This is a genomic window from Nonomuraea deserti, from assembly GCF_004348685.1.
GTDB classification, from domain to species: Bacteria; Actinomycetota; Actinomycetes; order Streptosporangiales; family Streptosporangiaceae; genus Nonomuraea; species Nonomuraea deserti.
The window spans coordinates 25,308-51,269 of record NZ_SMKO01000053.1; the positions used below are offsets into that span (position 1 = coordinate 25,308).

Here is a 25,962-nt window from a genome sequence, read left to right on the forward strand (position 1 = left end):
GAGGAAACGCCGGGCCACTGTGGCCCGGCGTTTCATGGTTGTGGGCGGAGTCCTGCGATGAGGAGGGCGACCATCCGCCGCGCGTCGTAGCGGGGATCGTTGTCGGCGCCGATGCAGAGGTTGCCGACGCCGCGCATGAGCTCGAGGGCGTTGACGTCCGTACGGATCTCACCGGCGGCGGCCGCCGCGTCGAGCAGGTGGGTGCAGACGGGCACAAGACGGTCCAGAAAGTACGTGTGCAGCGCGTCGAAGCCGGCGTTGTCGGACTGCAGCACGGCGGCGAGCCCGTGTTTGGTGACCAGGAAGTCGACGAACTGGTCGATCCATCGCCTCAGCGCGTCGTAGGGATTCGCGGCGCTCTCCAGCAGGGCGGGACCGGCCTCGGCGCAGGCCTCGACCTGGTGCCGGTAGACGGCGATGATGAGATCGGCCCGGGTCGGGAAGTGGCGGTAGATCGTGGCCACCCCGACTCCGGCCCTGGCCGCGATGTCGCGCACCGGCGCTTCGACGCCCGAGGTCACGAAGACGGCCGCGGCGGCGTCGAGCAGCGTCCTCTCGTTGCGCCGGGCATCGGCCCGCTTGCGAGGTGCCACACGCCCCGCGCCTCCGTCGTTCACCGCGCTGTTTCCCTCCATGCCGGACTTGCAAAACGGAACGTCGATCCCTATCGTAGCTGGAACCAGATTCCGTTTATCCCATGATGCCAGAGCGCCGGCCGGACGGCCAAGCCGCGCACTGCCCCAGCGCCCCCATGAGGGGCGGCTGGCGTGCGTGCATCGGGCCGGCCGCGACCGACGGCTCCAGCACGCACCGAAAACACGTTCCGTTCACTCCTCGGGCGGCCCTCTGTCAGCGCGGCCGCCCGCGAAAGGAGCAGTGCCTCCATGCCGCACACCACCCGGCCCCGCTTCGGGATCATGACCGCCCCCTCACAGGTCGGCTACCACGACGTCCTGCGGGTCTGGCGCGAGGCGGACACCATCCCGGAGATCGAGCACGCATGGTTGTTCGACCACCTCCTGCCCATCTTCGGCGACCCCGACGGGCCGATCCACGAGGGCTGGACCCTGCTGTCCGCCCTCGCCGCGCAGACCCGGCGGCTGCGGCTCGGCGTGATGGTGACCAGCAACCGCATCCGGCCGCCCGCGCTCCTGGCCAAGATCGCCACGACCGTCGACGTCATCTCCGGCGGACGGCTCGACTTCGGCATCGGCGTCGGCTCACGACCCGGCTGGCCCCTGGCCCGGCGCGAGTACGAAGCCCACGGCCTGCCCTTCCACGACACCGCCCACGCCCTGGGCAGCCTCGCGGAAGCGTGCACGGTGATCCGGCGGGTGTGGACCGAGACGGAGCCGTTCGACTTTCACGGCACCTACGTCCAGGTCACCGGAGCGTACGGCAACCCCAAACCCGTCCAGCGCCCCCACCCGCCGATCCTCATCGGCGGCCGCTCCTCCGCGACGCTGCGGGTGGTCGCCCAGCACGCCGACCTGTGGAACATCCCCGGCGGCGACATCGCCGACGTCGTCAGCCGCAGCGCGCTGCTCGACCGCTACTGCACGGAGATCGGCCGCGACCCCGCCACCATCGCCCGCTCCATCCACCTGCCCGTCTCCTACGACCAGCCCGACATCACCCGCGACGCGATCGGCGAAGCACTCGACGCCGGCTTCACCCACATCGTCCTCGGGCTGCCGGCGCCCTACCCCGACAACGTCGCGCGGTGGGTCACCGACGAGCTCGTCACCAAGAATCGCTAGAGAGTGTTCGTTCTCATGACGGAAACAGACCTCGCAGCCGGCTCCCCCACTCCGGTCGTCTCGGTGCAGCCGGTCGTCCTGCCCGCCCCGGGCCGCGGCGAGGACCTCCAGATCCACGTGTCCGCCCCGGTGACCGGCACCGGCCTGCCTGTCATCGTGTTCTCGCACGGCTTCGGCCAGTCGATGCACGGCTACGCCCCGCTGGCGGACCACTGGGCCGCTCACGGGTTCGTGGTCCTGCGGCCCACCCACCTCGACTCCCGGACGCTCGGCCTCCCGCCCGAAGACCCCCGTACACCGCAGATCTGGCGCATCCGCATCGAGGACCTCAAGCGCGCCCTCGACGGGCTCGACCTCCTGGAAGCCGCCGTACCGGGACTCGGCGGGCGCCTCGACCGCGACCGCGTCGCCGTGTCGGGCCACTCCTGGGGAGCGCAGAGCGCGAGCACGCTGCTCGGCGCGCGCGTCCTCGGGTTCGACGGCGTTCCCGGGGCGGACATGTCCGACCCGCGCGTCAAGGCCGGCGTCCTGCTCGCCCTTACGGGCCTCGGCGACGACCTGACCCCGTTCGCGGCCGAGCACTTCCCCTTCATGAGGCCGTACTTCGGCGACATGACCACGCCCTCGCTCATCGTCGCGGGAGACAAGGACCAGTCCGCGCTGTCCACCCGCGGCCCCGACTGGTTCACCGACCCCTACATCCACAGTCCCGGGAGCAAGAGCCTGCTCACGCTGTCCGGGGCCGAGCATTCGCTCGGGGGCGTCGCCGGGTACGAGTCCGCCGAGACGACCGACGAGCACCCCGCCCGCGTCGCCCTGATCCAGCGGCTCACCACCGCCTACCTGCGCAGCGTCCTCTGCTCCGAGGACGCCGGCTGGAACACGGCGCTGGAGGAGGACCTCGGCGCGCTGGGGACCCTGCGCAGCAAGTAGGCCGGCCTCGCCAGGCCAGAAACGCTGCGCCGTCTCCCTCACACGAAGGCGACGGATGGCTCTTCGTGGTGCTGTTGAAGCGCACCCAACCCGACGGGTGTGTCGCAGGCGTGGGGCTCACTTCGATGTAGCGAGGTAACGATCACTCCGCTGATCTGGGGTTTTTGCGGTGGTTGGCAGTGAAGCGCGCTTTCTTCTGACGATTGCCACACGTGTTCATGTCACACCATTTGCGGGTGCGACTTTGGCTGGTGTCGAAGAAGGCGGCTCGGCAGGTCGGTGACGCGCACAAGGCCAATCTTCCGTCTCGTTCGCCGGCGATGATGCTGATCGCGTCGGCGGCGATCACGCTGAGGGCGTCTTCCACGCAGGAAGCCGAGCCGAGCCGCCATCGCCGCTTGCCCTCGGGCGTCAGGACGGCCGCGGCCCGACCCTGAACGCTGCAGTCATTGATGACCTGGACAGCAGGCGCAGGGAGAGCGCCCTGGATCGCGGCCGCTGTCGCGGCGGCGTGAATCGACTCCCTCAGCTCCCGGGCGAGGTCGAGCTGGGCGGTGGTGCAGGAGTCCACGGCGAGGCCGTTCGCTGCCAGCCAGTCGACGAGTCGGTGCGGCGTGGGAATGCGCTCCACGGCGTTGCCATGACGCTCCGACAGAGTCCCCGTGAAGCTGGTCGCCAGCACGTTGCCGAGGCGGAAGTCCGGGAACCCAGCGCGCATGGAACCACCTTAGCAGGTTGCGCGCCGACAGAAGGGCATGGTAGAACCGCCTTAGCCGGTTCGCACCAGCTCGCAGCCGGTTCCGCGATGGCCAGGAGGCCTCATGCCCCGCCCGACCAGCGACGTGCAAACATTTGAAGCCCACGCGACTGACGCTGACCTCGACGATCTGCGCGCGCGACTGGCCGCGGCGCGGCTACCGGAAGCTGAGACGCTCCATCGCGACGCGCCCGGCCCTCGCCGATGGGAACAGGGCGTTCCTCTCGCCGACCTCGTCGAGGTCGTGAACTACTGGCGCACCGGGTACGACTGGCGGTCGTTCGAAGAGCGCCTGAACCGTATCGGCCAGTTCCGCACGACCATTGACGATCTGGGAATCCACTTCCTGCACCGCCGATCCGCGCGCGCAGACGCCACTCCTCTGATCTTGACGCACGGCTGGCCGGGCAGCATCGCCGAGTTCATTGATGTCGTGGACGAACTTGCAGATCCGAAAGATGCGGACGCGCCGGCGTTCCACGTCGTGGTTCCATCGCTACCAGGCTTCGGTTACAGCGACAAGCCGGCCACCACCGGGTGGGGAACCGAAAAGATCGCGGCTGCATGGGTGGAACTGATGGAAAGGCTCGGCTACGACACTTTCGTCGCCCACGGCGGCGACTGGGGAGGCAATATCACCACGGTTCTCGGCGGCAGGTTCCCGGCGCACGTTCTCGGCATCCACACAACGTTCGCGGAGGCGCCCCCCGGGTTGACAACGGACGGGCTGACGGCGGTCGAGCGCAAGTGGACCGAGGAAACCCGCGATTTCTGGCGCCACCACGCGGCGTACGCGAAGCAGCAGGCGACCCGACCGCAGACCATCGGCTACTCGCTCGTCGACTCACCGGTCGGGCTTCTTGCCTGGATCCTTGACAAGTTCGCCGAGTGGACGGATACCGAAGACAGCCCGTTCGAGACGATTTCCCGAGACAGCGTTCTTGACGACGTCACCCTGTATTGGCTGACGCGGACCGGCGCATCGTCGGCCCGCATTTACTACGAGAGCCACAACTCGCTCGATCCCGAACTTCGGGTCGACGTCCCGTCAGCAATCAGTATGTATCCCCGCGACATCGAGAAGTGTCCGCGCCCCTGGGCGCAGGAGCGGTACCGACAGATCGTCCGATGGAGGTCGCCCGAAACCGGGGGACATTTCCCGTCGCTGGAGGTTCCCGAATATTTCGTCAAAGACCTGCAAGAAGGCCTCGCGGCAGTGCTGGCCGCTCATCGGTGAACGCGGCCCGGCGATCCGGAATCTCGCCAATGGCCTTCCTGCATCGCCTGGTCAACGGCGGCGGCCACCTTGACCGCGAATACGCCGCCGGCACCAAACGCCTCGACGTACTGATCCGCTGGCCCTACCCGGGTCCGGACGGCGAACGACGGATGCAACGGGAGGCCATGGAGCTGAAGGTGTGGCGCGCCGGCAAGGACGACCCGCTGCCCGACGGCCTCGCCCAACTCGACGGGTAACTCGACCGGCTCGCGGCCGTACGCCGGCACGATGCCAGGGTGAGCGCACGGGCCCCCGCGCACTTTCGCGGCGGGCCCACCGATACGGGCGGGACTCCGACCGAGCGGGCCCACGATCGTCACGAACGGCTGAGGGCTTGTTCGAGCAGGTTCTGAAGAGCGCGCTGCTGCTGCGTGGTGAGGCCGGCCAGTGGTGAGTCCTGGACGAGGAGTTCGAGGAGCCGTTCACGGAGGGCGTTGCCCTCCGGGGTGAGGACGAGTTGCTTGGCGCGACGGTCGGTGGAGTGCGCGCGGCGCTCGATCAAGCCCTGCTTTTCGAGCTTGTCGACGATGAAGGTGGCGTTGGAGGGCTCGCAGCTCATGCGTCCGGCAAGCTCTCGCATGGTCATTGGTCCGGTCATCTCCCGCAGCGCGGTCGCCTGGGCCGAGGTGAGGCCCAAGGTGACCGCGCGTTCGCGTACGTGAACGGCTATCTGCTGGGCCAGTCCGTTCACCAGGCCGCACAGCTCCCGCTCGGCGATGGCCTGCGGTTCTGGAGACGTGGTCATGCACCCATCCTATCAAGTCCATCAAGCCAACATATTTGAAGCTTGACCGTTTCAAGCCAGTATAGTTAAAGCTTGACCGTTTCAAGCGTGATTCTTATGGTGGTCTGGTCGCCGACGACGCGGCGACGACCCGACCCCGAAGAAGAGACGTGACCATGGCGAACTCTGCGGTTGACCAGGACGATCGGCTGCGGCGGCCAGCGGGGATCCACTCGCTACGACTGGGCGGCACGAGGGTGTCCTTCGTGCCGGACGGAGCCATCCAGGGGAGGCCACGCAGATGGCTGCCGGACACCACCGATGAGACCTGGGCCGCCCACCCGCAGTACCTGGATGCCTCCGGCCATCTTGTGGCGAGTATCGGTGGTCTCCTGGTGGAGAACGGCGACCGCGCGCTGCTGATCGATGCGGGGTGGGGTCCGGTGTCGCTGCCGGCCGAGCCGGAAAGTCCGAACGGCGCCGTTCACGGTGGCGCGCTGCTGGACAGTCTGGCCGAACTCGGCCGCAGGCCGGAAGAGATCGAGGCGGTGGCCTTCACCCACCTGCACATCGATCACGTCGGCTGGGCCTGGCATCCCGCCCCGGGTGGCGACCAGCCCGTGTTCACCCAGGCCACGTACGTGGTTGCCGAACCAGAATGGGCCCAACGCGACCTGTTCGCGCAGGGCATCACCGCCGAGGAGGCCACCGCACTGGCGCCGCGCGTGCGCACGGTGACCGACGGGCAGGAGGTCTTCCCTGGCGTGCGGGTCCAGTTCACCGGTGGTCACACGGCCGGGCACACGCAGTACGTCATCACCGGGGGCGGAACCCGGCTGATCGCCTTCGGCGATGCCCTGCATTCACCGATCCAGGTGGACCACCCCGAATGGTCCTGCCTCTACGACCATGACCGCGCCCAGTCCGCCGAACATCGTCATCATCTCGTTGCCGAGTTGGAAGAGCCTGACACGATCGGCTTCGGCATCCACTTCGCCGATGCGGTCTTCGGGCAGGTCCGCCGGGACGGCGCCGGCCCCGCCTGGCGCCCCCTGGACGTCTGACGCCGGTCACCCGTGGTTCAGCGGGTCATCCTCATCACGATCGGCCGGTGGTCGGAGGCCGTGGTGGAGAGCAGGGAGCCGCTCGTCGTGGTGACGCCTCTGGTGTGGATGTAGTCGAGTGCGCGCGTTGCCGAGCGTCGGCCCGTTGGCGTACTTGGCGCCTGTGTCGACCCACCCAGCGCTCCCGAACCGCTTCGAGAGCGCGTCCGCGGGCTTGGCGTTGAAGTCGCCGGTGAGGATGATCCCGACCTGGAGCCGAAGGAGGAGCGCACCTTGCCGGCCTGGGCCTCGCGGCGCGCCACCGACGGCGGTGTCAGGCCGGGCGACAGGTGGGTGGTTCGTGAACTTGGACAGGATCGTGTTGCCTGCCTTGCCGGACTGCGGTTTGTCGCACCTGCCGGGGTTGTCGCCGGCGTCGAAGTGGACGTTCCTGTTGATGTGCCAGCCGAGCGCGTCGGCGAGTTGCCGCACCTGGTCGGCGCCGGGTTTGCGATGGATCTCCTGAAGGGTGACGATGTTGGCGCCGCTCTTGCGGATCACGCGCTTTCGGATCTTACGCACACCATGACTGTGCGTACAGGGTCAGCAGCCGTCGAGGATGGTCTCCATGGCCTGCTTCTCCGCCTTGGTCACCCAGGCGTCGTACTTGGCCTTCACGTCGATCTGCCGGCTGACGTAGGCGCACCGGTACGCCTTGCGCGGCGGCAGCCAGGTGGCCGCGTCGGAGTCGCTCTTCTGCCCGTTCAGCGGCCCGTCGACGGCCAGGAGGTTGAGCGGGTCGTTGGCGAACTCCTTGCGCTTGGTCTCCGACCACTGCTGCGCGCCCTTCTGCCAGGCGTCCGACAGCGGCACCAGGTGATCGATCTGGACCTTGGAGCTGGTGTCCTGGCCGCGCTCGAACTCGATGGTCTTGCCGCTGAAGGGGTCGTTGAGCGTGCCCGTCAGGACGACGCAGTCGTGGGTGCCGGGCTTGAAGGTCTCGCCCTCCAGGTCGCGTTTGAGGATGTCGTTACGGGTGTCGCAGCCATTGTGGTCGACGTCGGACCAGGCGGGGCCGAACTCGTCGCGGTCGAAGCCGGTCTTCGGGGCGCGGCCCTTGACGTCGAGCCCCGCCAGCTTGTCGCGTGCCTCCGACACCGAGGCGGAGTCCGGCTGCTCCACGTTCCCGCCCGCCGACTGCACGGTCAGGCCACCGCAGCCGGCCAGCATCCCCGACATGGCCACACCGGCCACGAATCCCCGAACCCGCACCGCACACCCCCGGACCTTGTTTTCGTCAAGTCTAGGGATAGAAATGCCCATCAACGGGTCTTACAACGCCTCCAAGGCATCGATCAGCCACTCTGCCAGGTATCTAGCGAAAGATGATCTCACGTAGATCCGGTACGTTTCTGGCGATACCCGCTCAAGTATCACCGAGGTCTTGGCCAGCAGGGTTTGGGCGTGCCCGGGGAAGACCGACGGGTCCAGATCGATCGGGCAGCCGGTGATGAGCACGTCGTGGGCGGCGGGACCGGCGAGCTCCAGGACCGTACGCTGGCCCGACACGTCCACCCAGCCGGGGCGTGGCGGGACGTCCCCGGTCACCAGCCACCAGTCAGGGCCCAGCCGCAGGCCCGCGCCCGGATCCGTGCCGCGCACCTCCCACATGGGCTCGAACGGCACCTCGCGCAGGTGCGCACGAGGGGTGCTCGCGGCCTCGAAGCGGGCGGCGAAGGCGGCGGCCGGGCTCTCCGACCGGCACTCCCCAGCGTACGGGGCAGGGCTCTCCACCAGGGGGTCGCCGTCGCGGCGGGTGTTGTCGGGGTCGTAGAAGACGGGCTCCACGACGGTCACCGGGTGCGCCACGTTCCCTGACACCGCCGTGAGCCGGTCGCCCGGGGACACGTTCCTGGCCATGGCCAGGCTGAACGTGCGGCCGAGCGCGGCGCTGTGATAGCTGGAGGTGACGTGGCCGAGCATCGGCGCCACGCCCGCGGCGGTCAGCTGGGCGCCCTCCTCCACGAGCGCCGCCGGATCGTCGGCGAGCAGGCCGACCAGGCGTTTGCGGTCCTGGCGCGCGGTGTCCGGCCGGGCGTGGGAGCGCTTGCCGACGAAGTCCGGCTTGCGCGCCGAGACGATCCACCCCATGCCGAGGTCCTGCGGGGTCACGGTCCCGTCGGTCTCCTGGCCGACGATCGCGAACCCCTTCTCCGCCCGCAGCACGTGCATGGTCTCCGTCCCGTACGGCACCGCGCCGAGCTCCAGCACCGCCTCCCACAGCGCCCTGCCGTACCGCCACGGCACGTTGACCTCGTAGGCCAGCTCGCCGGAGAAGCTGATCCTGAACACCCGGCCCGGCACGCCCAGCACGGGCACGCTCGCGTACCGCATGAACGCCAGCTCCACCGCCTCGGGCGCGACGGCCGCGATGACCTGGCGGGCGCGGGGGCCCGCGACGGCGACCGTCGCCCAGTGGTCGGTGACCGAGGTGAACGACACGTCCAGGTCCGGCCACTCCGTCTGCCGCCACTCCTCCAGCCAGTCGAACACCGCGGCGGCGTTGCCCGTGGTCGTGGTCGTCAGGTAGTGGTCGTCGGCGAGCCTGGTCGTGGTGCCGTCGTCGAACACCATCCCGTCGGCCCCGCACATCACCCCGTAGCGGCAGGCGCCGACGGCGAGCGTGGAGTACATGTTCGTGTAGACGCGGTCGAGGAACTCGCCCGCGTCCGCGCCCCTGATGTCGATCTTGCCCAGGGTGGAGGCGTCCATGGCGGCGACGGCGGTGCGGGCCGCGTGGCATTCGCGCCGCACGGCGGCCTCCATGTCCTCGCCGTCCCGGGGGAAGTACCACGGGCGTTTCCACTGGCCGACGTCCTCGAACACGGCTCCGCGCGCGACATGCGCGTCATGCAGGGCGGTGGTCCTGACGGGGTCGGACAGCGCGCCGCGGTCGCGTCCCGCGAGGGTGGCGAAGGACACGGGTGTGTACGGCGGCCGGAACGTGGTCGTACCGACCTGGCCGGGCGCGGCGCCGAGCAGCGCGGACATGACGCCCACCACGACCGCGCCCGAGGTCTTGCCCTGGTCGGCGCCGGTGCCCGCGGTGGTGTAGCGCTTGACGTGCTCCACCGACCGCATCCCGGTGCCCGTGGCCCTGGCCAGGTCGGCCACGGTGACGTCCCGGTGCAGGTCCGCGAAGGCGGGCTCGCTGCCCGGGGTTCTCTCGACGAGCCAGAGGGCCGCCGGTCGCCGCAGGGGCCGCTCGCCGCACTCCGGCACCCTGAGCCCGGGCACGGTGCGCCCGGCGGCCTCCGCTCCCGCGGCGTAGCCGTCGGCGATGGCCTCGCGCGTGCCGTACAGGCCTCTGCAAGCCCCGGCCGGCCGCTCGGCCTGCGCCGACGTGCCGGGGACGAAGGCGGCGAGCTCCTCGTCGAACCTGGTCCGGCCGCCCGACTGGCTGAACAGGTGCACGGCCGGGTTCCAGCCCCCGGCGACGGCCAGCAGGTCGGCGTCGAAGTGCCGGGCGCCTGCCCGGACGCCGGTGAGCACGCCCTCCGCGTCCGCGGTCGTGCCCGTCACCACCTGCCCGGCGAGCACCTCCACGTCCGCCGGCAGCCCGGAAGGGCGCGGGTCCACGACGGCGAGCACGTCGACCCCGGCGGCCGTGAGGTCCTCGGCCGCCTCGTAGCCGGAGTCGGCGCAGGCGAACACCACCGCCCGCCGTCCGGCGCGCACGCCGTAGCGGTTGGCGTAGGCGCGGGCGGAGGCGGCCAGCATCACGCCGGGCCGGTCGTTGCCGGGGAAGGCGACCGAGCGCTCGTGCGCACCCGTGGCCAGCACCACGCGGCGCGCCCTGATGTGCCACAGCCGCTCGCCGCGAGCCCGCCGCTCCACGGCGAGCACGTAGTTGTGGTCGTAGTAGCCGGCGGCCGTCGTCCTGGTGAGCACCCTGGCGGGCAGGTCGAGGCCGGCCACCCAGTCGAGCGCGGGGGCGCCGTCCAGCAGCAGGCGGCTGTTCAGCAGGTCGCCGCCGAGCCGCGGCTGGTCGTCCACGAGGATCACCCGCGCCCCCGACCGCCCCGCCGCGAGGGTCGCGGCCAGCCCGGCCGGCCCGCCGCCCACCACCAGCACGTCACAGTGCAGGTACCCCTTGTCGCAGCGGCGCTCGTCCACCGCGTCGAGATCGACCCGCCCCTTGCCGCGCAGGCTCCGCGCCTCCAGCCCGTCGTGGAGCTCCACGGTGGTGGCCGCCAGTATCGGGTCGGCGCCCACGCGGACCAGCGCGTTCGGCTCCTCGGGACCCGCGGCGAAGATCCCGCGCGGGCGGCCCAGATCGACGCTGCGGCCGACCACCCGCACCCCGTTGCGCAGCAGCGCCGCGGCCAGCGTGTCACCCGGCTCGCCCGTCATCGGGCGGCCGTCGAACGTGAACCTCATCGTGGCTTCCTGATCTCGTGGGTGACCGTGTGGCGCTCGACCGTGAACCAGGTCCGGCAGCCGTGCACGTGGAACCAGCGTTCGTGGAACCAGCCCTTGGGGTTGTCGCGCATGAACACGTACTCGGCCCACCGTTCGTCCGTCATGTCGCCGGTGGGGCAGGCGATGCCGGCCTGACCGCCGTAGTGGAACTCGTTCTCGTCGCGGGGCCCGCAGCTGGGGCAGTCGATCAGCAGCATCAGTGCGCCACCGCCGCCGCGCCGTGCTCGTCGATGAGCGCCCCCGTGGTGAACCTGTCCAGCGCGAACGGCTCCGCCAGCGGATGCGGCCGCTCGTGGGCCAGGGTGTGGGCGTACACCCAGCCGGAGCCCGGGGTCGCCTTGAAGCCGCCGGTGCCCCAGCCCGCGTTGATGTAGAGCCCGTCGACGGGGGTCGGCCCGATGATGGGCGAGGCGTCAGGGGAGACGTCGACGATCCCGGCCCAGGTGCGCAGCACGCGCGCCCTGCTGAAGATCGGGAACAGCTCCAGGGCCGCCGCCATCTGCGCCTCGATGACGTGCACGCCGCCGCGCTGCCCGTAGGAGTTGTACGCGTCGATGCCCGCCCCCATGACCAGCTCGCCCTTGTGCGCCTGGCTGACGTACACGTGGACGGCGTTCGACATGACCACGCAGTCGAGTACCGGCTCCAGCAGCTCCGACACCAGCGCCTGGAGCGGGTGCGACTGCAGCGGCAGGCGGATCCCGGCCCGCTCGGCGAGCACGGAGGTGTGCCCGGCCGCCGCCAGCGCGACCTTCCCCGCCGCGATGCGCCCGCGCGAGGTCTCGACGGCCGTGACCCGCCCGCCGGTGATCTCGAAGCCGGTGACCTCGCAGCCCTGGATGAGGTCGACGCCGTACGCGTCGGCCTGGCGGGCCAGCGCCCAGGCCACGTGGTCGTGCTTGGCGATGCCGCCGCGCCGCTGCAGGGTGGCGCCCATGACGGGGTAGCGGGCCCGGTCGCTGACGTTGATGATCGGGCAGAACTTCTTGACCTCGTCGGCGTCGAGCCATTCGGCGTCCACGCCGTTGAGCCGGTTGGCGTTCACCCGGCGCCGGCCCTCGCGCACGTCGCCCAGGTTGTGCGCCAGGTTGAGCACGCCCCGCTGGCTGAACTGCAGGTCGTAGTCCAGCTCGTCGCTCAACCCCTCCCACAGCTTGAGCGAGTGCTCGTAGATCGCGGCGCTCTCGTCCCACAGGTAGTTGGAGCGGATGATCGTGGTGTTGCGGGCCATGTTGCCGCCGGCCAGCCAGCCGCGTTCCAGGACGGCGACGTTGGTCAGGCCGTGGTTCTTCGCCAGGTAGTAGGCGGTGGCCAGGCCGTGACCGCCGCCTCCCACGATGACGACGTCGTAGGCGGGCTTCGGGTCCGGATTGCGCCACAGGAAGTCGGGGTGGGTCAACGTCTGATCTTCTCCATCCCGGGGTCGAACAGGGGTTCCTTCGCGACCTCCGCGGGAACGCGGCGGCCGAAGTAGGAAATATCCACGTGCGTCCCTGGTTCGGTGAGCTCGGCGGGCAGCCAGGCGTACGCGATGGGCCGCTGGATGGTGTGCCCGTACGCCGCGCTCGTGACGTACCCGACCGTGCGGCCCGCATGCCGCACGGGCTCCTTGCCCATGACCACCTCCGTGCTGAGCAGCGGCACCAGCCTGCGCGTGACGTCGGTCGTCAGCGCGTCGCGGCCGACGAAGTCCTTGTCCGTCCTGACGGCGAAGGCCAGCCCCGCCTCGTACGGGTTGTGCTCGGTGGTCATGTCGACGCCCCAGAGCCGGTAGCCCTTCTCCAGCCGCAGGCTGTTGAACGCGGCCCGCCCGCCGGCGGTCGTCACCCCGGGCGACCAGAGCGTGTCCCACAGCTTGAGCCCCATGTCCGCGGTGGTGTAGAGCTCCCAGCCCAGCTCGCCCACGTAGGAGACGCGCATCGCGAGCACCGGCACCTGACCGACATATCCGGACCTGCAGCTGAAGTAGCGGAAGTTCTCGTGCGACAGGTCCATGTCGGTGAGCCCCTGCACCAGCTCCCTGGCCTGCGGGCCCCACACGCCCACGCAGCACGTGCCGGGTGTCAGGTCGCGCACCCGCACCCCGCCGGGCGCGTGCCGCGTCAGCCACTCGAGGTCGAGGTTGCCGTTCGCGCCGACCTGGAAGGTCTCCTCGTCCAGCCGCGCCACCGTGAGGTCGGACCTGATGCCGCCTTTGACGTCCAGCAGCAGGGTGTAGGTGACCGAACCGGGCTTCTTGTCCACGTTGTTCGTGGTCAAGCGCTGCAGGAACGCCGCCGCCCCCGGCCCGCTGACCTCGACGCGCTTGAGCGGCGTCATGTCATAGAGCGCCACCCGCTCCCTGGTCGCGTACGACTCCGCGGCGGCGATCGGCGACCAGTAGCGGCTCGCCCACTCGTCCCGCTGCGCCGCCCCCAGGAACGGCTCGACCGCCATGCCCTGCGCCTCCTCCGGCACGTCGGCGTGCTCGCCCCTGCGGCGGCGTACGAGGTCCTCCAGCAGCGGCACGTTGGCCTCGAACCAGTGCGGCCGCTCCCACCCCGCCGCCTCCAGGAAGAACCCGCCCAGCTCCCGCTGCCGCGGGTAGAACGGGCTGGTGCGCAGCGGCCGCGGCGACTCCATCGGCTGCAGCGGGTGGATGACGTCGTAGACCTCGACGAAGTTCTGCTTGCCCCGCTCCTCCACGAACGCCGGCGACAGCTGCGCCTGCTCGAACCTGCCCAGCTCGCACTCGTGGAGGTCGACCGACGAGCGCCCGCCGACGAGCACCTCGGCCACCGCCCGCGCCACCCCGGCCGAGTGGGTCACCCAGACGGCCTCGGCCAGCCAGAACCCGCCGAGGTGAGGCGCCTCGCCGATCAGCGGGAACCCGTCGGGCGTGAAGGAGAAGACGCCGTTGATGCCCTCCTCGTACTTCGACTCGGCCAGCGCGGGCAGCAGCTCGACCGCGTCGCGCCAGGCGGGGTCGAAGTCCTCCTCGGTGAACGCCTGCACCGACGGCATCGTGGTCGACCGGGTGCCGATCTCCTCCTGGGTGACCGGCATGGGCCTGTGGGCGTAGGAGCCGATGCCGATGCGGTCACCGTGCTGCCGGAAGTAGAGGTCGCGGTCCTGGTGGCGGAGGATGGGGCCCTCCGGCTGGGGCGCGAGAGGGCCCGACCTGGCGTACTGGTGGGCCAGCGGCAGCAGCGGCACGGTCAGCCCGGCCATCGCGCCGATCGAGGGGCCCCAGAAGCCCGCCGCGCACACCACCACGTCGGCGGGGATCGTCCGGTGCCCGTCCGAGGTCACGACCGAGACACCGCTCACCCGGCCGCCCCGCTGCTCGACGCCCACCACCGTGTGGCCGGGCAGGAACGTGGCCCCGCGCTCCGTGGCCCGCTCCGCCTGCGCCTGCCCGCAGGCGACCGCCCCCGCCAGGCCGTCGCCGGGCACGTGGAAACCGCCGAGCACCCTGTCCTTGTCCAGCAGCGGCCACAGCTCCGCGCACCGCCCGGCGTCGACCAGTTCTCCCTCGACGCCCCACGACTCAGCCCAGCCGTGCTTGCGGTGCAGGTCGGCCCAGCGTTCCGGAGTGGTGGCCACCTCCAGGCCGCCGACCTGGCGGAAGCAGCTCTCCCCCAGCGCGGTGTACTTGCGCACGGTGTAGGAGGCGAACTCCGTCATCGTCCTGGACGGGTTGGTCTGGAAGACCAGGCCGGGCGCGTGGGAGCTGGAGCCGCCGGCGGCGAAGAGCGGGCCCTGGTCGAGCACGGTGACGTCGGTCCACCCCCGCTCGGTGAGCTCGTCGGCGAGAGCGCACCCCACGATGCCCGCCCCTACGATCACCAAACGGGGTCCACTCATGGCGCCTCCGGATTGTTCCCTAATACGCAACACGCACCGCACTACGCAACCGAACATAGAGCCATGCGCACCTCTGGAACAAGAGCGGCTTTCCGGAACACTGTGAACTTGCCTCCCCAACCAGCGCCGAACCGCCCAACGCGGCCCGTGTTGGACCGCTGCCCGCAATCCGCACCGCACCCAGGTGGACCGCTGAACGCGGTCACCTTACGCTTGTGGAGATCTTGGGGGTGAGTGCGACATGGCGCAGCGGCGCTTGCTGGAAGGGCTCGGCGTCACCGTCGCCGAGGAGACGGCCTACCGCGCCCTGCTCAGACACGGCCCCGCCACGTTGAGCCGGCTCGCCGCCGAGACAGGATCGTCCCCCGCCGCCATCCGCCGCATGCTGCCCAGGCTGGAGGACCTCGGGCTGATCTCCCGCGTCGCGGGCCGCCCGCTGCGACTCGTCGCCACTCCCCCGAACGTCGCCATCGACATCCTCGTCGCCCGCCGCCAGGAGGAGATCGCCCACAGCAGGGCCGCCGCCGCGCTGCTGGCCACCGAGGTCGCCGAACGCAGCGGGCCGCAGCCCGAGGAGGTGCTGGAGGTGGTGACCGGGCGCGACGCCGTGGCCCGCCGCTATCTGCAGCTCGAACGTAACGCCACCCGGGAGATGCTCGTGCTCGTGCATCCCCCGTACGCGGTCGACATCAGCGACGACCAGGAGAACCGGCAGCGGGCGGCCCGCCAGGGAGCGCCCACCCGTGGCATCTACAGCCCGCTGGCGTTCGAGCACCCCGGCATGCTCGCCCACACGCGCCGCGCCATCGCCGACGGCGAGCAGGCCAGGCTCGGCCAGGTGCCGGTCAAGCTGGCCGTCGCCGACGCCCGCACCGCCATCCTGCCCCTGGTCTCCGACGACTACAGAGCCGTGGAGAGCGCCCTCGTGGTGCACCCGTCCGCGCTGCTCGACGCTCTGGTGGGGCTGTTCGAGACGTTGTGGCGGGCCGCCGTGCCGCTCCGCCTGACCTCCGGCGAAGCCCTGGAGCCCGAGATGTGGCCGCAGGCCCCCGACGCCGAAGTGCTGGCCCTGCTCGCGGCCGGGATGAAGGACGACGCCATCGCCAGGCAACTGGGGTTGAGCCCGCGTACGGTGCAGCGCCGCGTGCAGGTGTTGTGCGAGCGGCTGGGCGCCAGGACCCGCTTCCACGCGGGCTTCCTCGCCGCCCGGCACGACCTGCTCGTGGCGGGACCCAAGTAACGATCCCGCCGCCCACCACTCGTGGCAGGAACCTGAGTGAGCAGGCCCCATCCACCGCACGTGGCGGGGCCTATGTGAGCAGGATCCCGGTCCACCGCACGTGGCGGGGCCTATGTGAGCAGGATCCCGCCGTCCACCGGCAGCGTCACCCCGGTGATGTACGACGCCGCGTCGCTCGCCAGGAAGACCGCGGCGGCCACCAGCTCGGCCGGGTCGCCGGTGCGGTCCATGACCACCCGCGACTCCACCATGCGCTCCAGATAACCGGGTTTGTACTGCTCGGTCATCTCGGAGGCGAAGAAGCCCGGCTCCAGGCAGTTGACCCTGATGCCGCGGCGACCGGTCCACTGCTGCGCGAGGTCGCGCGTCAGCCCGGTCACCGCCGCCTTGGACGCGCTGTAGGCGGCCTGCGGCAGCCCTGCCGTGGTCTCGCCGAGCACGCTGCCGATGTTGACGATCGACGAGCCGGGCCGCATCACCCGCGCGCACGCCTGCGCCATCCAGTAGGTGCCGTGCAGGTTGACGTCGATGACCTGCCGGAACTCCTGCGGGGTCTCGCGCAGCGCGGGCACGGCCGTACCGACGCCGGCGTTGTTGATCAGCACGTCGACGCCGCCCATGGCCTCGACGGCGGCGGCCACGAGGGCGTCGCAGTCTTCCGGCCGTGACACGTCGGCCGGCACGGCCAGGCACCGGCGGCCGACCTCCTCGACCAGCCGCCGTGTCTGCTCCAGCCGCTCGGCGCGCCGGGCGGCGATCACGACGTCGGCGCCCGCCTCGGCCAGGCCCTGGGCGAAGGCGACGCCCAGCCCGGCGGAGGCGCCGGTGACGACGGCCACCTTGCCGTCGAGCCGGAAGCGCTCCAGCACGTCAGTCCTCGTCTCTGCGGTCGGCCCGAGAGCCTTACAGGCCGTATTCCTTGACGATGCGCTCGTGCCGCTCGACCTCGACGTCGATCTCGCGGGCCAGGTCGAGCCAGGCCAGCGGGTGCACCCACCGCTCGGTGGCGTCGTCGAGCAGGGCGTCGACCTCGTTGGGCGACACGTCGGGCGGCACCGCGACCCAGCCGAACACCCCGGGCAGCGGCTCACCCGAGGACGGGTGGGAGATGGTGTAGTTTTCGTCGCTGTAGACCCACATCGGCCAGCCGCGCTCGGCCATGACCTCGGTGAACTCCGCCCAGTCCTCCTCGCTCGGCGCGGCGCCGTCGAAGAAGTAGCTGGTGTAGCCGCCGGGCCGCAGGATGCGCACCGCGGCGAAGGGCGGCACGAAGTTCTGCTGCTCCTCGGGGTCGTCGGGCACCGGCTCCAGCAGCTGCGGGTCGAAGACGACCAGGTCGCCGGCGTTGTATTCCATGCCGCGCGGCTGCGGCAGCGCCAGCCTGGCGGTGGCGGGGCCGGTGCGGATCGACAGGACCTGGCGCTGGCCGCCGTCGGGGGCGGGCAGGATGACCCTGATGAGGCCCATCTCCTCCTCGATCGGGCCTTCCTTGGACTTGATCGGCATGCCGATCTTGGCCGCGCCCTTGTGCACGATCTCCCAGTTCTCGGCGGAGGTCGCCATGACGATCATGCGCCAGACGTCTTCGTCGACGAGCTCGTCGAGCACTTCGTGCAGCACCCCGGCCGCCCTGTCGTTCTGGTCGAGCTGCTGGGCCGCGCCCGACAGCAGGCGGCGGGCCTCGAGCCCGGCGCCGGCCGCCACGGCGTGCTCGGCCGCTTCGAGCGTCTCCGGCCAGCGCTCGCGGGCGCTGTGCAGCCTGGCGAGCGCGAGGTATTGGGCGTCGTGCGGCAACATCGCGGCCATCTGCTCCAGCCGCTCGTCCTGGCGGGCCTCGATGAGCAGCGTGGTGAGGTAGGCCACGTCGTCGGAGTCGGCGGTGGCGATGTCGCCGGAGTCGACCAGCATCTTCCAGTAGATGTCGGCGCCGGTGGCGGGGTAGCCCAGGAAGCCGGCCGTGGTCGTGTGGCGGCGGGTGGCCTCGAGGTCCTGCCCGGACAGCGGGGCCAGCCAGCCCACCCACTTCTCCGGGTCGGCGTTGAAGCCGTCGGCGGCGTCGAAGAGGCCGACCCGCTCCTCCAGCGGGCCGGGCGGCTCGGGCTCGCCCGTGGCGTCGGCGGTGGCGCGCAGGGCGGCGATGCGCTCGGCGAGCCCTTCGGTCTCGCGCAGCTCGGCGACCCCGGACTCGGCGAGGTCGGCCAGCAGCCTGGCCTGCCAGACCCCCTGCCTGGCGATGGCCAGCTCGCCCGCGACCAGCGCGAGCTCGACGCGGGCGCGATAGCCGCCCATCATGCTGAAGTAGTCGATCCACTGGCGCAGCACGCGGCCCAGCTGCCAGGTGTTGGTGATCTGGGCGGAGCCGGCCAGCTTGCTGACGGCCCGCGACCACTCGACGAACACCCGCGGGTGCTCGCCCACCACGTCGAGGTCGGGCAGCGCGTCGACGGCCTCGGCGATGCGATCGAGCGTGGCCAGGATGAGTGCCCTGCGCACGCCGTCGCGGTGCTCCTTGGCCACCGGGTCGTCGGGCTGGAACTCCGATGCGGCCTGCAACGCCTGCAGCGCGTCCTCGGCCCGGCCGGCGGCGAGCAGCGCGCGGGCGCTCTCGGCGCCGAGCTCCCAGCTCGCCTCGCGACCGGCCACCTTCAGCCGCTCGACGGCCGACTCGGCATAGGTCACGGCCTCGCCCGGCCGTCCCGCGTCGATGAGCGCGGCGACATACTGCGTGACGAGCCCGGTGAAGGCGGGCTTCTCCGGGGTCAGCGCCTCGATCCGCGCCCCCAGCAGCTCGAGCCGCTCGGCGGCGTGGCCGGGGCCGTCGGCGTTGGCCCACGCGATGGCCATCGCCTCGATCGCCGCCGGAGCGGCCGGGCACTCGCGCACGTCTTCGCGCCGAGCGAACTCGAGCAGCTGCTGGGCGTCGTCGACGGCCACCGCGCCCTGAGCCCGGTCGCCGATGCGGCCGATCAGGTGCCAGTAGCGGGCGTAGAACTCGAGCCAGGGCAGCTCCAGGGCCTCTGCCTGCTGCGCGATGGCCGGAGCCATGACGTCGAGCTGCGGGTTACGGCCCTCATAGGCCTGTGCGGGAAGGTCTCCCAGCGCCATGGCGAGGCCAACGTTGCCCGCCTCGGAAAGCTGCTGCTGGGTTTCGCCGACCCAGGCCCAGATGTCCACGTCCATGGGCAGCCAGTCTGCCAGGTCAACGAGCGTCCCCAAAACGCAGAAGCCCGATCAGCTCGTCCGATTCGCTGTCGCTCAGGACCGAAAAGGCGCGCGCCATGAGATCGTCGGTCGTCTCCTCCACGGCGGCGCGCCGCTCGACCACGTCGGGGCCGGGCTGCGGGTAGGGTTCCGGCCAGGTGAAGAACCGGGCGATCTCCTCCCCGGTCGTGCGCCCGAACGGGGTCGCGTCGTGGCCGGCGGCGAGCGTCGCCTCCAGGGGGTCGAGGCCCGCCGCTATCACGGCATTGGCGTGCAGCCCGCCGCGCAGCTCGCGTACGACGTGCATGAGCTGCACGGCGCGCGCCGGCGAGTCGTCGGCCAGCGGCACCGCCCGCCAGCCCGCGAACAGCGGCGCGCCGACGGGCGAGGCCTCCTCGACGACCCGCTGGAGCAGCTCGGCGATCCTGGAGCAGCCGTCGTGGCCGCCCAGCTTGCGCCGCCCCCAGGCCCTGCACGCCTCGGCGTAGAGCTCGACGGCCTGCTCCGCGGGCACCTTGCGGCCGCCGTTCCAGCTCTCTTCGACGTGCTCGGGCGGGAAGAAGACGACGACCGCGCTGACCACGTCGGCGTCGCACTCGCCGAGCACGCCGCAGCGCCCGCGGAAGTACAGCTCGCGGGGGCCGAGGCCGTACTCGTCGCAGACGGCCTTGGCCTCCCTGGAGATCGTGAAACCGCCGCCGAACTGGCCGATCGGAGCCCTGAGTTGTGCCGCGGTCGTGCGTGGTTGCGCCATGTCCACCTCTCAGTTCGCGAAGTGAACCCAGCATTCCTCAGGAGAACATCATTCTGCAAGCATCAGTTCGCCACTCGCCACGATGACCGCGGGACCGGAAAGGTAGCTGGTGTCCTCGTCGAGGATGACGGTCAGTGTGCCGCCGACCACCTCGACCGTCCAGGTGCCGGTGCTGTCGCCCGACAGGCTCGCGGCGGCGACGGCCGTGGCCACCGCGCCTGTGCCGCACGAACGGGTCTCGCCGGAGCCGCGCTCGAAGACGCGCATCACCGCGCGGCTGGTGCCCACCGGGTTGAACAGCTCGATGTTGACGCCGCCGGGGAAGACCCCCGTGTCGAAGCCCGGCTGGTGGGCGAGGTCGAGCTGGGCGACGGGATCGCCGATGGCGCAGGCCAGGTGCGGGTTGCCCATGTCGATGTACAGGCCGGTGTATTCGTGGCAGCCGACGGTGGCCACGCTCTCGCCGTGGACGACGGGCCGGCCCATGTCGACCGTGACGTCGCCGTTGGGCTCGACGCGGACCCTGCGCAGGCCACCACGGGTGGCCACCGCGAACTCCGAGTGCTCCACCAGCCCGTTGTCGATCAGGTAGCGGGCGAACACGCGCACGCCGTTGCCGCACATCTCCGCCATGCTGCCGTCGGCGTTGCGGTAGTCCATGAACCATTCGGCCGCGGACGCCTGCTCGGCCACCTCGTGGCTCTGCTTGGTGCGCGCGACCCTGAGCACACCGTCGGCCCCGATGCCTGTCCTCCTGTCGCAGATCTTCGCGACGAGCGAGGCTGAGACGTCCAGCTCGCCGTCGGGATCAGGCAGGATGACGAAGTCGTTCTCGGTGCCGTGCCCCTTGAGAAAGCGCATTCTAAAAGTTTATGCACACCGGCTTGCCGTTATTCGATCGAGGGATCGCTCAAGCAGGTCGGGTGCGTCGTAGGGCAGCCAGCACACCCGCGGATCACGGCGGAACCACGACTCCTGGCGGCGCGCGAAGCGCCTGGTCAGCCTGATGGTCTCCGCGATCGCCTGCTCCTCGCTCCACTCGCCCTCCAGGAAGCGGATGACCTGGGCGTACCCGAGAGCGCGGCTCGCCGTGCGGCCCTCGGCCAGCCCTTCGCCGAGCAGCCGCCGCACCTCGTCGACCAGGCCCGCCCGCCACATGCGCTCGACCCTGACCGCGATCCGCTCGTCCAGCTCGAGCCTCGGCACCTCGAGGCCGATCAGCACGCTCGGGTAGACCGCTTCGTAGGAGGGCATCGTGGCCGAGAACGGGCGCCCGGAATGCTCGATCACCTCGAGGGCGCGGACGATGCGGCGGCCGTTGCTGGGCAGGATCGCCGCCGCGGCGGCCGGGTCCAGCCCGCGCAGCCGCTCGTACAGCGGGGCGGTGCCGCGCTCGGCCAGCTCCGACTCCAGCCTCGCCCTGATCCCCGGGACGGTGCCCGGGAACTCCAGCTCGTCGATGGCCGCCCGCACGTAGAGGCCGCTGCCGCCGACCAGGACGGGCACGTCGACGCGGTCGAGGACGGCCCTGGCCAGCTCCTGGTATTCGGCCACGCTCGCCGTGACCGTGACGTCCCAGACGTCCAGCAGGTGGTGGGGAACCCCGCGCTGCTCGGCCGGGGTGAGCTTGGCCGTGCCGATGTCCATCCCCCGGTAGAGCTGCATGGAGTCGGCGTTGACGCACTCACCCCCCAGCCGGAGCGCTAGGTCGACGGCGAGATCGGACTTTCCCGCCGCGGTGGGGCCGACGACGGCGATGACGGGCTGCTGGCTCACGCTGACCAGTCTGCTAGAGGTCGAGCAGCGTCGGTTGCAGATAACCCTCATGAGTCAGCAGCCGGCGCTTGGTCTCCACGCCCTCGCCGCCGCTGAAGCCGCCCAGGCCGGTGCCCGCGATCACGCGGTGGCAGGGCACGAAGATCGGGATCGGGTTGGAGCCCATGATCGAGCCGATGCCGCGGGCCGGCACGCTGGAGCCGCTGCGCCGGGCCAGCTCGCCGTAGGTGACGGCGGTGCCGTACGGGACCTGGTGGAGGGCCTGCAGCACCCGCAGCCGCGAGCCGGACATCAGGCGCCAGTCGATCGGCGTCTCGAAGACCTTCAGGTCGCCGGCGAAGTAGGCGTTCAGCTCCGCGACCGCGAAGGCCGTACGATCCGCATCATGAACTTCAGGCAGGCCGAGCCGGTCGGCCAGGCGCGCACGCGACCCGTGTGCCGACGCCCAGCCCGACGCCACGAGGCCGGTCTCGGTGACGGCCAGCACGAACAGGCCGACGGGCGTCGGCACCTCGGCGAAGGCGGCGGTCTCTGCGGCGGCGGGCATCATGTCCTCACGTGAGCTCGTGGTGCTGGGCACCTCCAGCGCGGTCCCTACCCGACACCGTAACCACAATGGCTACCTCCTGCGCTGGGACGGTCAGGGCTTCCTGTTCGACCCGGGCGAGGGCACGCAGCGGCAGATGCTGCACGCCGGGGTCAGCGCGCACGACGTGCACTGGCTCTGCGTCACACATTTCCACGGCGACCACTGCCTGGGCGTGCCCGGCGTCGTCCAGCGCATCGCCCGCGACAAGGTCAGGCACCCGGTGCGGGCACTCTTCCCCGGCACCGGCGAGCCCTACTGGCGCAGGCTCCGCCACGCGGCCGTGTTCGCCGACACATCCGTCATCTCCGAACATCCCCTCGACGGCGACCTCGCCACCGTCGGCCCGCTGACCGCGCGCCGCCTGTCCCATCCGGTCGAGTCCTACGGCTACCGCCTCCAGGAGCCGGCCGGCCGCCGCATGCTGCCCGCCCGGCTGGCCGCCCACGGCATCCGCGGCCCCGAGGTCGGCGAGCTGCAGCGGACCGGCTCCGTACGCGGCGTCACGCTCGACCAGTGCAGCGAGCCCAAGCCGGGGCAGAGCGTGGCCTTCGTGATGGACACCCGGCTCTGCGACGCCGTCTTCGAGCTGGCGTCGGGGGCCGACCTGCTGGTGATCGAGTCGACGTTCCTGTCATCGGAGAGCGCGCTGGCCAAGGAGTACGGGCACCTGACGGCCTTCGAGGCGGGGGTGGTCGCGGCGGACGCGGGGGTGCGCAGGCTGGTGCTCACGCACTTCTCCGAGCGGTACGGGTTCGCCGAGGAGCCGGTCTTCGCCGCCGAGGCGCGGCGCAGCTTCGACGGCGAGGTGGTGCTCGCCCGCGACCTGATGAGGATCCCCGTGCCGCGCCGCCGTCAGTAGGGGCTCCGGCCCTCCCTGACCTTCGCCAGCAGCCCGCGCGTGTAGTCGTCGGACGCGCGGTGCAGCCCGCTGCCGAAGCTGATCCTGGCCACCCCCAGCTCGGCCAGGCGCGCCGGCGAGGAGCCTCCCGGCCCGAACAGGATGTTGACCATCCCGCCCAGCTCGCCGGCCAGCGCCCGGATCTCCTCCTCGTCCGCCAGGCCGATCGGGTAGACGCAGTCGGCTCCCGCCTCCAGATAGCGCCGTCCGCGCTCGACGGCCGCGGCGCGGTCTCCGCGTCCGTGCAGGTACAGGTCGATCCTGGCGTTGATCACCAGGTCCGGACCTGCGGCGGCTCGTACCTCGGCGAGGAACTCCGCCTGGACGCCGGTCTCCACCATCTCTCCGGTCCCGGGGACGGAGTCCTCCAGGTTGCACCCGACGGCTCCGGCGCCCGCCAGCGCCTCGGCCAGCGCGGCCGGTCCAAGCGCGTACCCGCGCTCGACGTCAGCGGTGACGGGCACGTCGACCGCACTGGCCACGCGCGCCACGGCCGCCATCATCTCGTCGGCCGGGGTGCCCTCGCCGTCCTCGTAGCCCAGCACGCGCGAGACGGCGGCGCTGCCGGTGGCGACCGCGGGAAAACCGGCATCCTGTACGGCGCGCGCCGACGCGGCGTCCCAGACGTTGGGCAGGACCAGCGGAGTGCCCGGCACGTGAAGGGCTCGTAGCGCGGCCGCCTTGTCAGTCGTCATGCGGCGACTTTAGGGAGCGCCCCGGCGCCGCCGAAGGTCCAATACCGGCGAATTACGGCAAGCCACTTCACCTGTGCCCTGCTCAGGCACGTGTACGGACGCGAGGCACCCGGGCGCTCGTGCGAGCGGCCCCGGCCTTTCCTCCCTGACGCCTTCAGCAGCCGCCCGTGGCGCACTGGCCGTTGACCAGGCCCGCCGGACCGTCGGCCGGGGTGTCGCCCTCGTCCTGCGGAGGCTTGTTCGGGGACGTCGTCGCGGGCTTCTTGCCGGTGTTGGTCTGCTTGGTGCCATCGGACGGGTTGGAGCCCGTCGAGCCCGTGTCGTCGTTGCCGGGGCCGCCCTCGCCGTCGTCGCCCGTCCTGACGTCGCCCATGCTGCCGCCGTCCTCGCCGGTCGGCAGGTTGTCGTCAGGAGCGTCGGTCTTGGCGTCACCCATGGTCGCGTCGTCGTCGCCCTGGAGTTCTTCGTCGCCGCCGGCGCTCTGCGAGGGCACCGGCTGGGCGCCTCCGGGCTGTGCGGGGTCAGTGGGGTTTCCTGCCAGCATGTAGCCGCCGCCGGCCGCCACCACGAGGGCGACCGCCACCGAGGCGACGATCACGGCGATCTTCTTGTTGTTCTTCGAGGACTTGTGCCCAGAGGGCGCGTTCCTCGAAGTCAGGTGGGTGTCCCCAGGCCCGACCAGGATCTCCTGATGATCCGGCTCACGCGAACCTTGCATGGTGTTGCAGCTCCCTGCGGTCGTATCGGGAAAGCTCACCGGCTTCCGCGGGTGATGGACCACACTAGCCGCAACACCGGAATGCTCGCAGAACAATCACGAAGGAATCACGACTTGTCCCCCCTTAGATCCATAAGACCAGGTAGCCGCGCCCGCCTGGCACCGCTGGCCGGAGCAGCCGGGGTACTCGTCACCGCGACCCTGGGGATTTTCCTGGCATTCACCGACTCCTCAGAACCGTCTCCGCAAAGCTCCGCCGAATTCGATCAGGAATCTCCGCATTTCCCAAGATCGATCGCGCCTCCGCCGCCACTCTGGGCGTCGAACATGACACCAATAGCAACCACGTCCCCATCTCCGGAGCCATTGTTTGGAACGTTCCCGCAGCCGTCCGCACAGGCCGTGGACGCCGTGATGGGGCCGTTGTCGCCGCCGTGGATCCAGCCCGTCCCGCCGCCCTGGGGCATCACGGGAACGCCGCCCTGGGGCACCTCGAAAACGCCGCCCTGGGGGATCTCGGGAACGCCGTCCTCGGGCACGCTCGAACCCGGCCGCGCGTCACCGGCCACGGGCCCCCCGGTCGCGACCGCGTCCCCGGGCTCGCCGGCGCACCTCCCCGAACGCACGGCCGCACCTCCGCCGCCCTTCCGCGACCGGTCGGCGGCTCCCCGAGCACCCGTCCAGGTACGGTCCGCGGCGCCCGGCCCGGCGGGCTCGCCCGCTCCGCAACCGCCCCCTCAGCCACCTCGCCGCGACCCCGCGCCCGTGCCCGCGCCGACCCGGCGCTCGGTCGTCCCCGCACCTCCGGCACGCGGCCTCGACCCCTGCGCCACGTTCGACGACTTCCGCCGGCAGCCCTGCTACAGCTTTCTCGACCGCCTCACCCGCTGACCCCCATCCGGGTGCGGCTGTGGGAGCGCCTGCCCGCCTCCCTGTCCGGTGCCCGGCACCGGACAGGGAGGCGGGCAGGCGGTGCGCCGGGGATCTGAAGACCTCGCACCACCCACCCGGCCGTGGCCCCCCGATCCGGGGACGACCCCGCCCGATCCGGCGGCTCCACACCATGCCCGGAAACCCTGTCGAACCGGCGGTCCACCGCCGCCAGGGGCTTCGGACGTACCGGCAGGAGAACCCACCGCCGTCAGTGGCGCCTCGTTCCTCAACCGCGGCCGGAGCGTGGCGAAGGCAGGCGTCAGCGCCGAAGCGAGGAGGCCTGCACCGGGGCGCCGGGGTCAGAGGGCTGAACAGGAGCCCTGTCCCTTATACA

Annotated in this window: 25 protein-coding genes; 8 read left to right on the forward strand and 17 right to left on the reverse strand. The window is 71.1% G+C overall.

The window, feature by feature from the left end; translation table 11 throughout:
- Nucleotides 1–32: 32 nt before the first annotated feature.
- Nucleotides 33–635, reverse strand: coding sequence for a TetR/AcrR family transcriptional regulator (locus E1292_RS20760; RefSeq protein ID WP_132596891.1), 603 nt, complete (start codon nt 633–635; stop codon nt 33–35).
- A gap of 249 nt (nt 636–884) precedes the next feature.
- Between E1292_RS20760 and E1292_RS20765 the strand changes: the two genes are divergently transcribed.
- A complete protein-coding gene (locus tag E1292_RS20765) occupies nt 885–1,760 on the forward strand; it encodes an LLM class flavin-dependent oxidoreductase (RefSeq protein WP_132596892.1) in 876 nt (291 codons plus the stop codon).
- Between the two features lie 15 nt (nt 1,761–1,775).
- On the forward strand, nt 1,776–2,693 hold the full coding sequence (locus tag E1292_RS20770; protein WP_132596893.1) for an alpha/beta hydrolase family protein: 918 nt from the start codon (nt 1,776–1,778) through the stop codon (nt 2,691–2,693).
- Nucleotides 2,694–2,835: 142 nt separating this feature from the next.
- Here E1292_RS20770 and E1292_RS20775 read toward each other — a convergent pair whose 3' ends face one another.
- Nucleotides 2,836–3,411 carry a CGNR zinc finger domain-containing protein gene (locus E1292_RS20775; protein WP_132596894.1) on the reverse strand — a complete coding sequence of 192 codons (576 nt, stop codon included), beginning with the start codon at nt 3,409–3,411 and terminating at the stop codon, nt 2,836–2,838.
- Between the two features lie 103 nt (nt 3,412–3,514).
- Between E1292_RS20775 and E1292_RS20780 the strand changes: the two genes are divergently transcribed.
- Both E1292_RS20780 and E1292_RS20785 read left to right on the forward strand, forming a co-directional pair.
- A complete protein-coding gene (locus tag E1292_RS20780) occupies nt 3,515–4,687 on the forward strand; it encodes an epoxide hydrolase family protein (RefSeq protein ID WP_132596895.1) in 1,173 nt (390 codons plus the stop codon).
- A 29-nt stretch (nt 4,688–4,716) separates the two neighbouring features.
- The gene (locus tag E1292_RS20785) at nt 4,717–4,926 is read left to right on the forward strand and encodes a hypothetical protein (RefSeq protein WP_132596896.1); all 210 of its coding nucleotides are present in this window, start codon (nt 4,717–4,719) and stop codon (nt 4,924–4,926) included.
- A gap of 119 nt (nt 4,927–5,045) precedes the next feature.
- On the opposite strand, the gene E1292_RS20790 is transcribed toward E1292_RS20785, so the two are convergent.
- Nucleotides 5,046–5,474 (reverse strand): MarR family winged helix-turn-helix transcriptional regulator, encoded by a 429-nt coding sequence (locus tag E1292_RS20790; RefSeq protein WP_132596897.1) that lies wholly within the window; start codon nt 5,472–5,474, stop codon nt 5,046–5,048.
- Nucleotides 5,475–5,629: 155 nt separating this feature from the next.
- Between E1292_RS20790 and E1292_RS20795 the strand changes: the two genes are divergently transcribed.
- On the forward strand, nt 5,630–6,517 hold the full coding sequence (locus tag E1292_RS20795) for an MBL fold metallo-hydrolase (RefSeq protein ID WP_132596918.1): 888 nt from the start codon (nt 5,630–5,632) through the stop codon (nt 6,515–6,517).
- A 6-nt stretch (nt 6,518–6,523) separates the two neighbouring features.
- Here E1292_RS20795 and E1292_RS20800 read toward each other — a convergent pair whose 3' ends face one another.
- The 6 genes from E1292_RS20800 to E1292_RS20825 are packed head-to-tail and all read right to left on the reverse strand — an operon-like array spanning nt 6,524 to nt 14,824.
- A complete protein-coding gene (locus E1292_RS20800) occupies nt 6,524–7,078 on the reverse strand; it encodes an endonuclease/exonuclease/phosphatase family protein (protein ID WP_132596898.1) in 555 nt (184 codons plus the stop codon).
- Nucleotides 7,079–7,099: 21 nt separating this feature from the next.
- A complete protein-coding gene (locus E1292_RS20805; RefSeq protein WP_246090230.1) occupies nt 7,100–7,768 on the reverse strand; it encodes an HNH endonuclease family protein in 669 nt (222 codons plus the stop codon).
- A gap of 60 nt (nt 7,769–7,828) precedes the next feature.
- Nucleotides 7,829–10,936 carry a 2Fe-2S iron-sulfur cluster-binding protein gene (locus tag E1292_RS20810; RefSeq protein WP_132596900.1) on the reverse strand — a complete coding sequence of 1,036 codons (3,108 nt, stop codon included), beginning with the start codon at nt 10,934–10,936 and terminating at the stop codon, nt 7,829–7,831.
- Nucleotides 10,933–11,175: a sarcosine oxidase subunit delta gene (locus tag E1292_RS20815; RefSeq protein ID WP_132596901.1), complete on the reverse strand. Its 243-nt coding sequence runs from the start codon at nt 11,173–11,175 to the stop codon at nt 10,933–10,935. Before E1292_RS20815 ends, E1292_RS20810 begins: the two co-directional genes overlap by 4 nt.
- Complete coding sequence (locus tag E1292_RS20820; RefSeq protein WP_132596902.1) at nt 11,175–12,377, reverse strand: sarcosine oxidase subunit beta family protein; 1,203 nt, start codon at nt 12,375–12,377, stop codon at nt 11,175–11,177. Before E1292_RS20820 ends, E1292_RS20815 begins: the two co-directional genes overlap by 1 nt.
- Nucleotides 12,374–14,824 (reverse strand): GcvT family protein, encoded by a 2,451-nt coding sequence (locus E1292_RS20825; protein ID WP_132596903.1) that lies wholly within the window; start codon nt 14,822–14,824, stop codon nt 12,374–12,376. The genes E1292_RS20820 and E1292_RS20825 overlap by 4 nt, the downstream gene beginning before the upstream one ends.
- Before the next feature lie 241 nt (nt 14,825–15,065).
- On the opposite strand from E1292_RS20825, the gene E1292_RS20830 reads away from it, so the two are divergent.
- Entirely contained in the window at nt 15,066–16,064 is a 999-nt protein-coding gene (locus tag E1292_RS20830) for a helix-turn-helix transcriptional regulator (protein WP_132596904.1), read from the forward strand.
- Between the two features lie 110 nt (nt 16,065–16,174).
- Here E1292_RS20830 and E1292_RS20835 read toward each other — a convergent pair whose 3' ends face one another.
- Genes E1292_RS20835 through E1292_RS20860 form a run of 6 tightly spaced genes read right to left on the reverse strand, consistent with a single transcriptional unit; the run spans nt 16,175 to nt 22,345 of the window.
- Nucleotides 16,175–16,933, reverse strand: a complete 759-nt coding sequence (locus E1292_RS20835; protein ID WP_132596905.1) for an SDR family NAD(P)-dependent oxidoreductase — start codon at nt 16,931–16,933, stop codon at nt 16,175–16,177.
- A gap of 34 nt (nt 16,934–16,967) precedes the next feature.
- Nucleotides 16,968–19,244: a tetratricopeptide repeat protein gene (locus E1292_RS20840; protein ID WP_165974648.1), complete on the reverse strand. Its 2,277-nt coding sequence runs from the start codon at nt 19,242–19,244 to the stop codon at nt 16,968–16,970.
- A 19-nt stretch (nt 19,245–19,263) separates the two neighbouring features.
- On the reverse strand, nt 19,264–20,019 hold the full coding sequence (locus E1292_RS20845) for an SCO6745 family protein (protein WP_246090231.1): 756 nt from the start codon (nt 20,017–20,019) through the stop codon (nt 19,264–19,266).
- Nucleotides 20,020–20,067: 48 nt separating this feature from the next.
- Nucleotides 20,068–20,880, reverse strand: coding sequence for a diaminopimelate epimerase (gene dapF / locus E1292_RS20850; RefSeq protein WP_132596907.1), 813 nt, complete (start codon nt 20,878–20,880; stop codon nt 20,068–20,070).
- Nucleotides 20,881–20,889: 9 nt separating this feature from the next.
- Nucleotides 20,890–21,795, reverse strand: coding sequence for a tRNA (adenosine(37)-N6)-dimethylallyltransferase MiaA (gene miaA, locus E1292_RS20855; RefSeq protein WP_246090232.1), 906 nt, complete (start codon nt 21,793–21,795; stop codon nt 20,890–20,892).
- 13 nt (nt 21,796–21,808) lie between these two features.
- A complete protein-coding gene (locus E1292_RS20860) occupies nt 21,809–22,345 on the reverse strand; it encodes a methylated-DNA--[protein]-cysteine S-methyltransferase (RefSeq protein WP_132596909.1) in 537 nt (178 codons plus the stop codon).
- Between E1292_RS20860 and E1292_RS20865 the strand changes: the two genes are divergently transcribed.
- Nucleotides 22,344–23,243, forward strand: a complete 900-nt coding sequence (locus E1292_RS20865; protein WP_132596910.1) for a ribonuclease Z — start codon at nt 22,344–22,346, stop codon at nt 23,241–23,243. The genes E1292_RS20860 and E1292_RS20865 overlap by 2 nt on opposite strands.
- Here E1292_RS20865 and E1292_RS20870 read toward each other — a convergent pair.
- Both E1292_RS20870 and E1292_RS20875 read right to left on the reverse strand, forming a co-directional pair.
- Entirely contained in the window at nt 23,237–23,977 is a 741-nt protein-coding gene (locus tag E1292_RS20870; RefSeq protein ID WP_132596911.1) for an isocitrate lyase/PEP mutase family protein, read from the reverse strand. The two genes, E1292_RS20865 and E1292_RS20870, sit on opposite strands and share 7 nt — an antisense overlap.
- Nucleotides 23,978–24,131: 154 nt before the next feature.
- On the reverse strand, nt 24,132–24,695 hold the full coding sequence (locus E1292_RS20875; RefSeq protein ID WP_132596912.1) for a hypothetical protein: 564 nt from the start codon (nt 24,693–24,695) through the stop codon (nt 24,132–24,134).
- 402 nt (nt 24,696–25,097) lie between these two features.
- Here E1292_RS20875 and E1292_RS20880 point away from each other — a divergent pair, with 402 nt between their 5' ends.
- Complete coding sequence (locus E1292_RS20880; protein ID WP_132596913.1) at nt 25,098–25,586, forward strand: hypothetical protein; 489 nt, start codon at nt 25,098–25,100, stop codon at nt 25,584–25,586.
- Nucleotides 25,587–25,962: the final 376 nt, after the last annotated feature.

What these genes read in the sequence shown, in the direction of transcription:
- E1292_RS20865 (WP_132596910.1), top strand. Translation starts at nt 22,344, where the DNA reads ATGTCCTCACGTGAGCTCGTGGTGCTGGGCACCTCCAGCGCGGTCCCT.
- E1292_RS20845 (WP_246090231.1), bottom strand. Translation starts at nt 20,019, where the DNA reads ATGGCGCAACCACGCACGACCGCGGCACAACTCAGGGCTCCGATCGGC.
- E1292_RS20780 (WP_132596895.1), top strand. Translation starts at nt 3,515, where the DNA reads ATGCCCCGCCCGACCAGCGACGTGCAAACATTTGAAGCCCACGCGACT.
- E1292_RS20860 (WP_132596909.1), bottom strand. Translation starts at nt 22,345, where the DNA reads ATGATGCCCGCCGCCGCAGAGACCGCCGCCTTCGCCGAGGTGCCGACG.
- E1292_RS20840 (WP_165974648.1), bottom strand. Translation starts at nt 19,244, where the DNA reads ATGGACGTGGACATCTGGGCCTGGGTCGGCGAAACCCAGCAGCAGCTT.
- E1292_RS20770 (WP_132596893.1), top strand. Translation starts at nt 1,776, where the DNA reads ATGACGGAAACAGACCTCGCAGCCGGCTCCCCCACTCCGGTCGTCTCG.
- E1292_RS20870 (WP_132596911.1), bottom strand. Translation starts at nt 23,977, where the DNA reads ATGACGACTGACAAGGCGGCCGCGCTACGAGCCCTTCACGTGCCGGGC.
- E1292_RS20810 (WP_132596900.1), bottom strand. Translation starts at nt 10,936, where the DNA reads ATGAGGTTCACGTTCGACGGCCGCCCGATGACGGGCGAGCCGGGTGAC.
- E1292_RS20875 (WP_132596912.1), bottom strand. Translation starts at nt 24,695, where the DNA reads ATGCAAGGTTCGCGTGAGCCGGATCATCAGGAGATCCTGGTCGGGCCT.
- dapF (WP_132596907.1), bottom strand. Translation starts at nt 20,880, where the DNA reads ATGCGCTTTCTCAAGGGGCACGGCACCGAGAACGACTTCGTCATCCTG.
- E1292_RS20815 (WP_132596901.1), bottom strand. Translation starts at nt 11,175, where the DNA reads ATGCTGCTGATCGACTGCCCCAGCTGCGGGCCCCGCGACGAGAACGAG.
- E1292_RS20825 (WP_132596903.1), bottom strand. Translation starts at nt 14,824, where the DNA reads ATGAGTGGACCCCGTTTGGTGATCGTAGGGGCGGGCATCGTGGGGTGC.
- E1292_RS20760 (WP_132596891.1), bottom strand. Translation starts at nt 635, where the DNA reads ATGGAGGGAAACAGCGCGGTGAACGACGGAGGCGCGGGGCGTGTGGCA.
- E1292_RS20775 (WP_132596894.1), bottom strand. Translation starts at nt 3,411, where the DNA reads ATGCGCGCTGGGTTCCCGGACTTCCGCCTCGGCAACGTGCTGGCGACC.
- E1292_RS20785 (WP_132596896.1), top strand. Translation starts at nt 4,717, where the DNA reads ATGGCCTTCCTGCATCGCCTGGTCAACGGCGGCGGCCACCTTGACCGC.
- E1292_RS20795 (WP_132596918.1), top strand. Translation starts at nt 5,630, where the DNA reads ATGGCGAACTCTGCGGTTGACCAGGACGATCGGCTGCGGCGGCCAGCG.
- E1292_RS20830 (WP_132596904.1), top strand. Translation starts at nt 15,066, where the DNA reads ATGGCGCAGCGGCGCTTGCTGGAAGGGCTCGGCGTCACCGTCGCCGAG.
- E1292_RS20765 (WP_132596892.1), top strand. Translation starts at nt 885, where the DNA reads ATGCCGCACACCACCCGGCCCCGCTTCGGGATCATGACCGCCCCCTCA.
- E1292_RS20790 (WP_132596897.1), bottom strand. Translation starts at nt 5,474, where the DNA reads ATGACCACGTCTCCAGAACCGCAGGCCATCGCCGAGCGGGAGCTGTGC.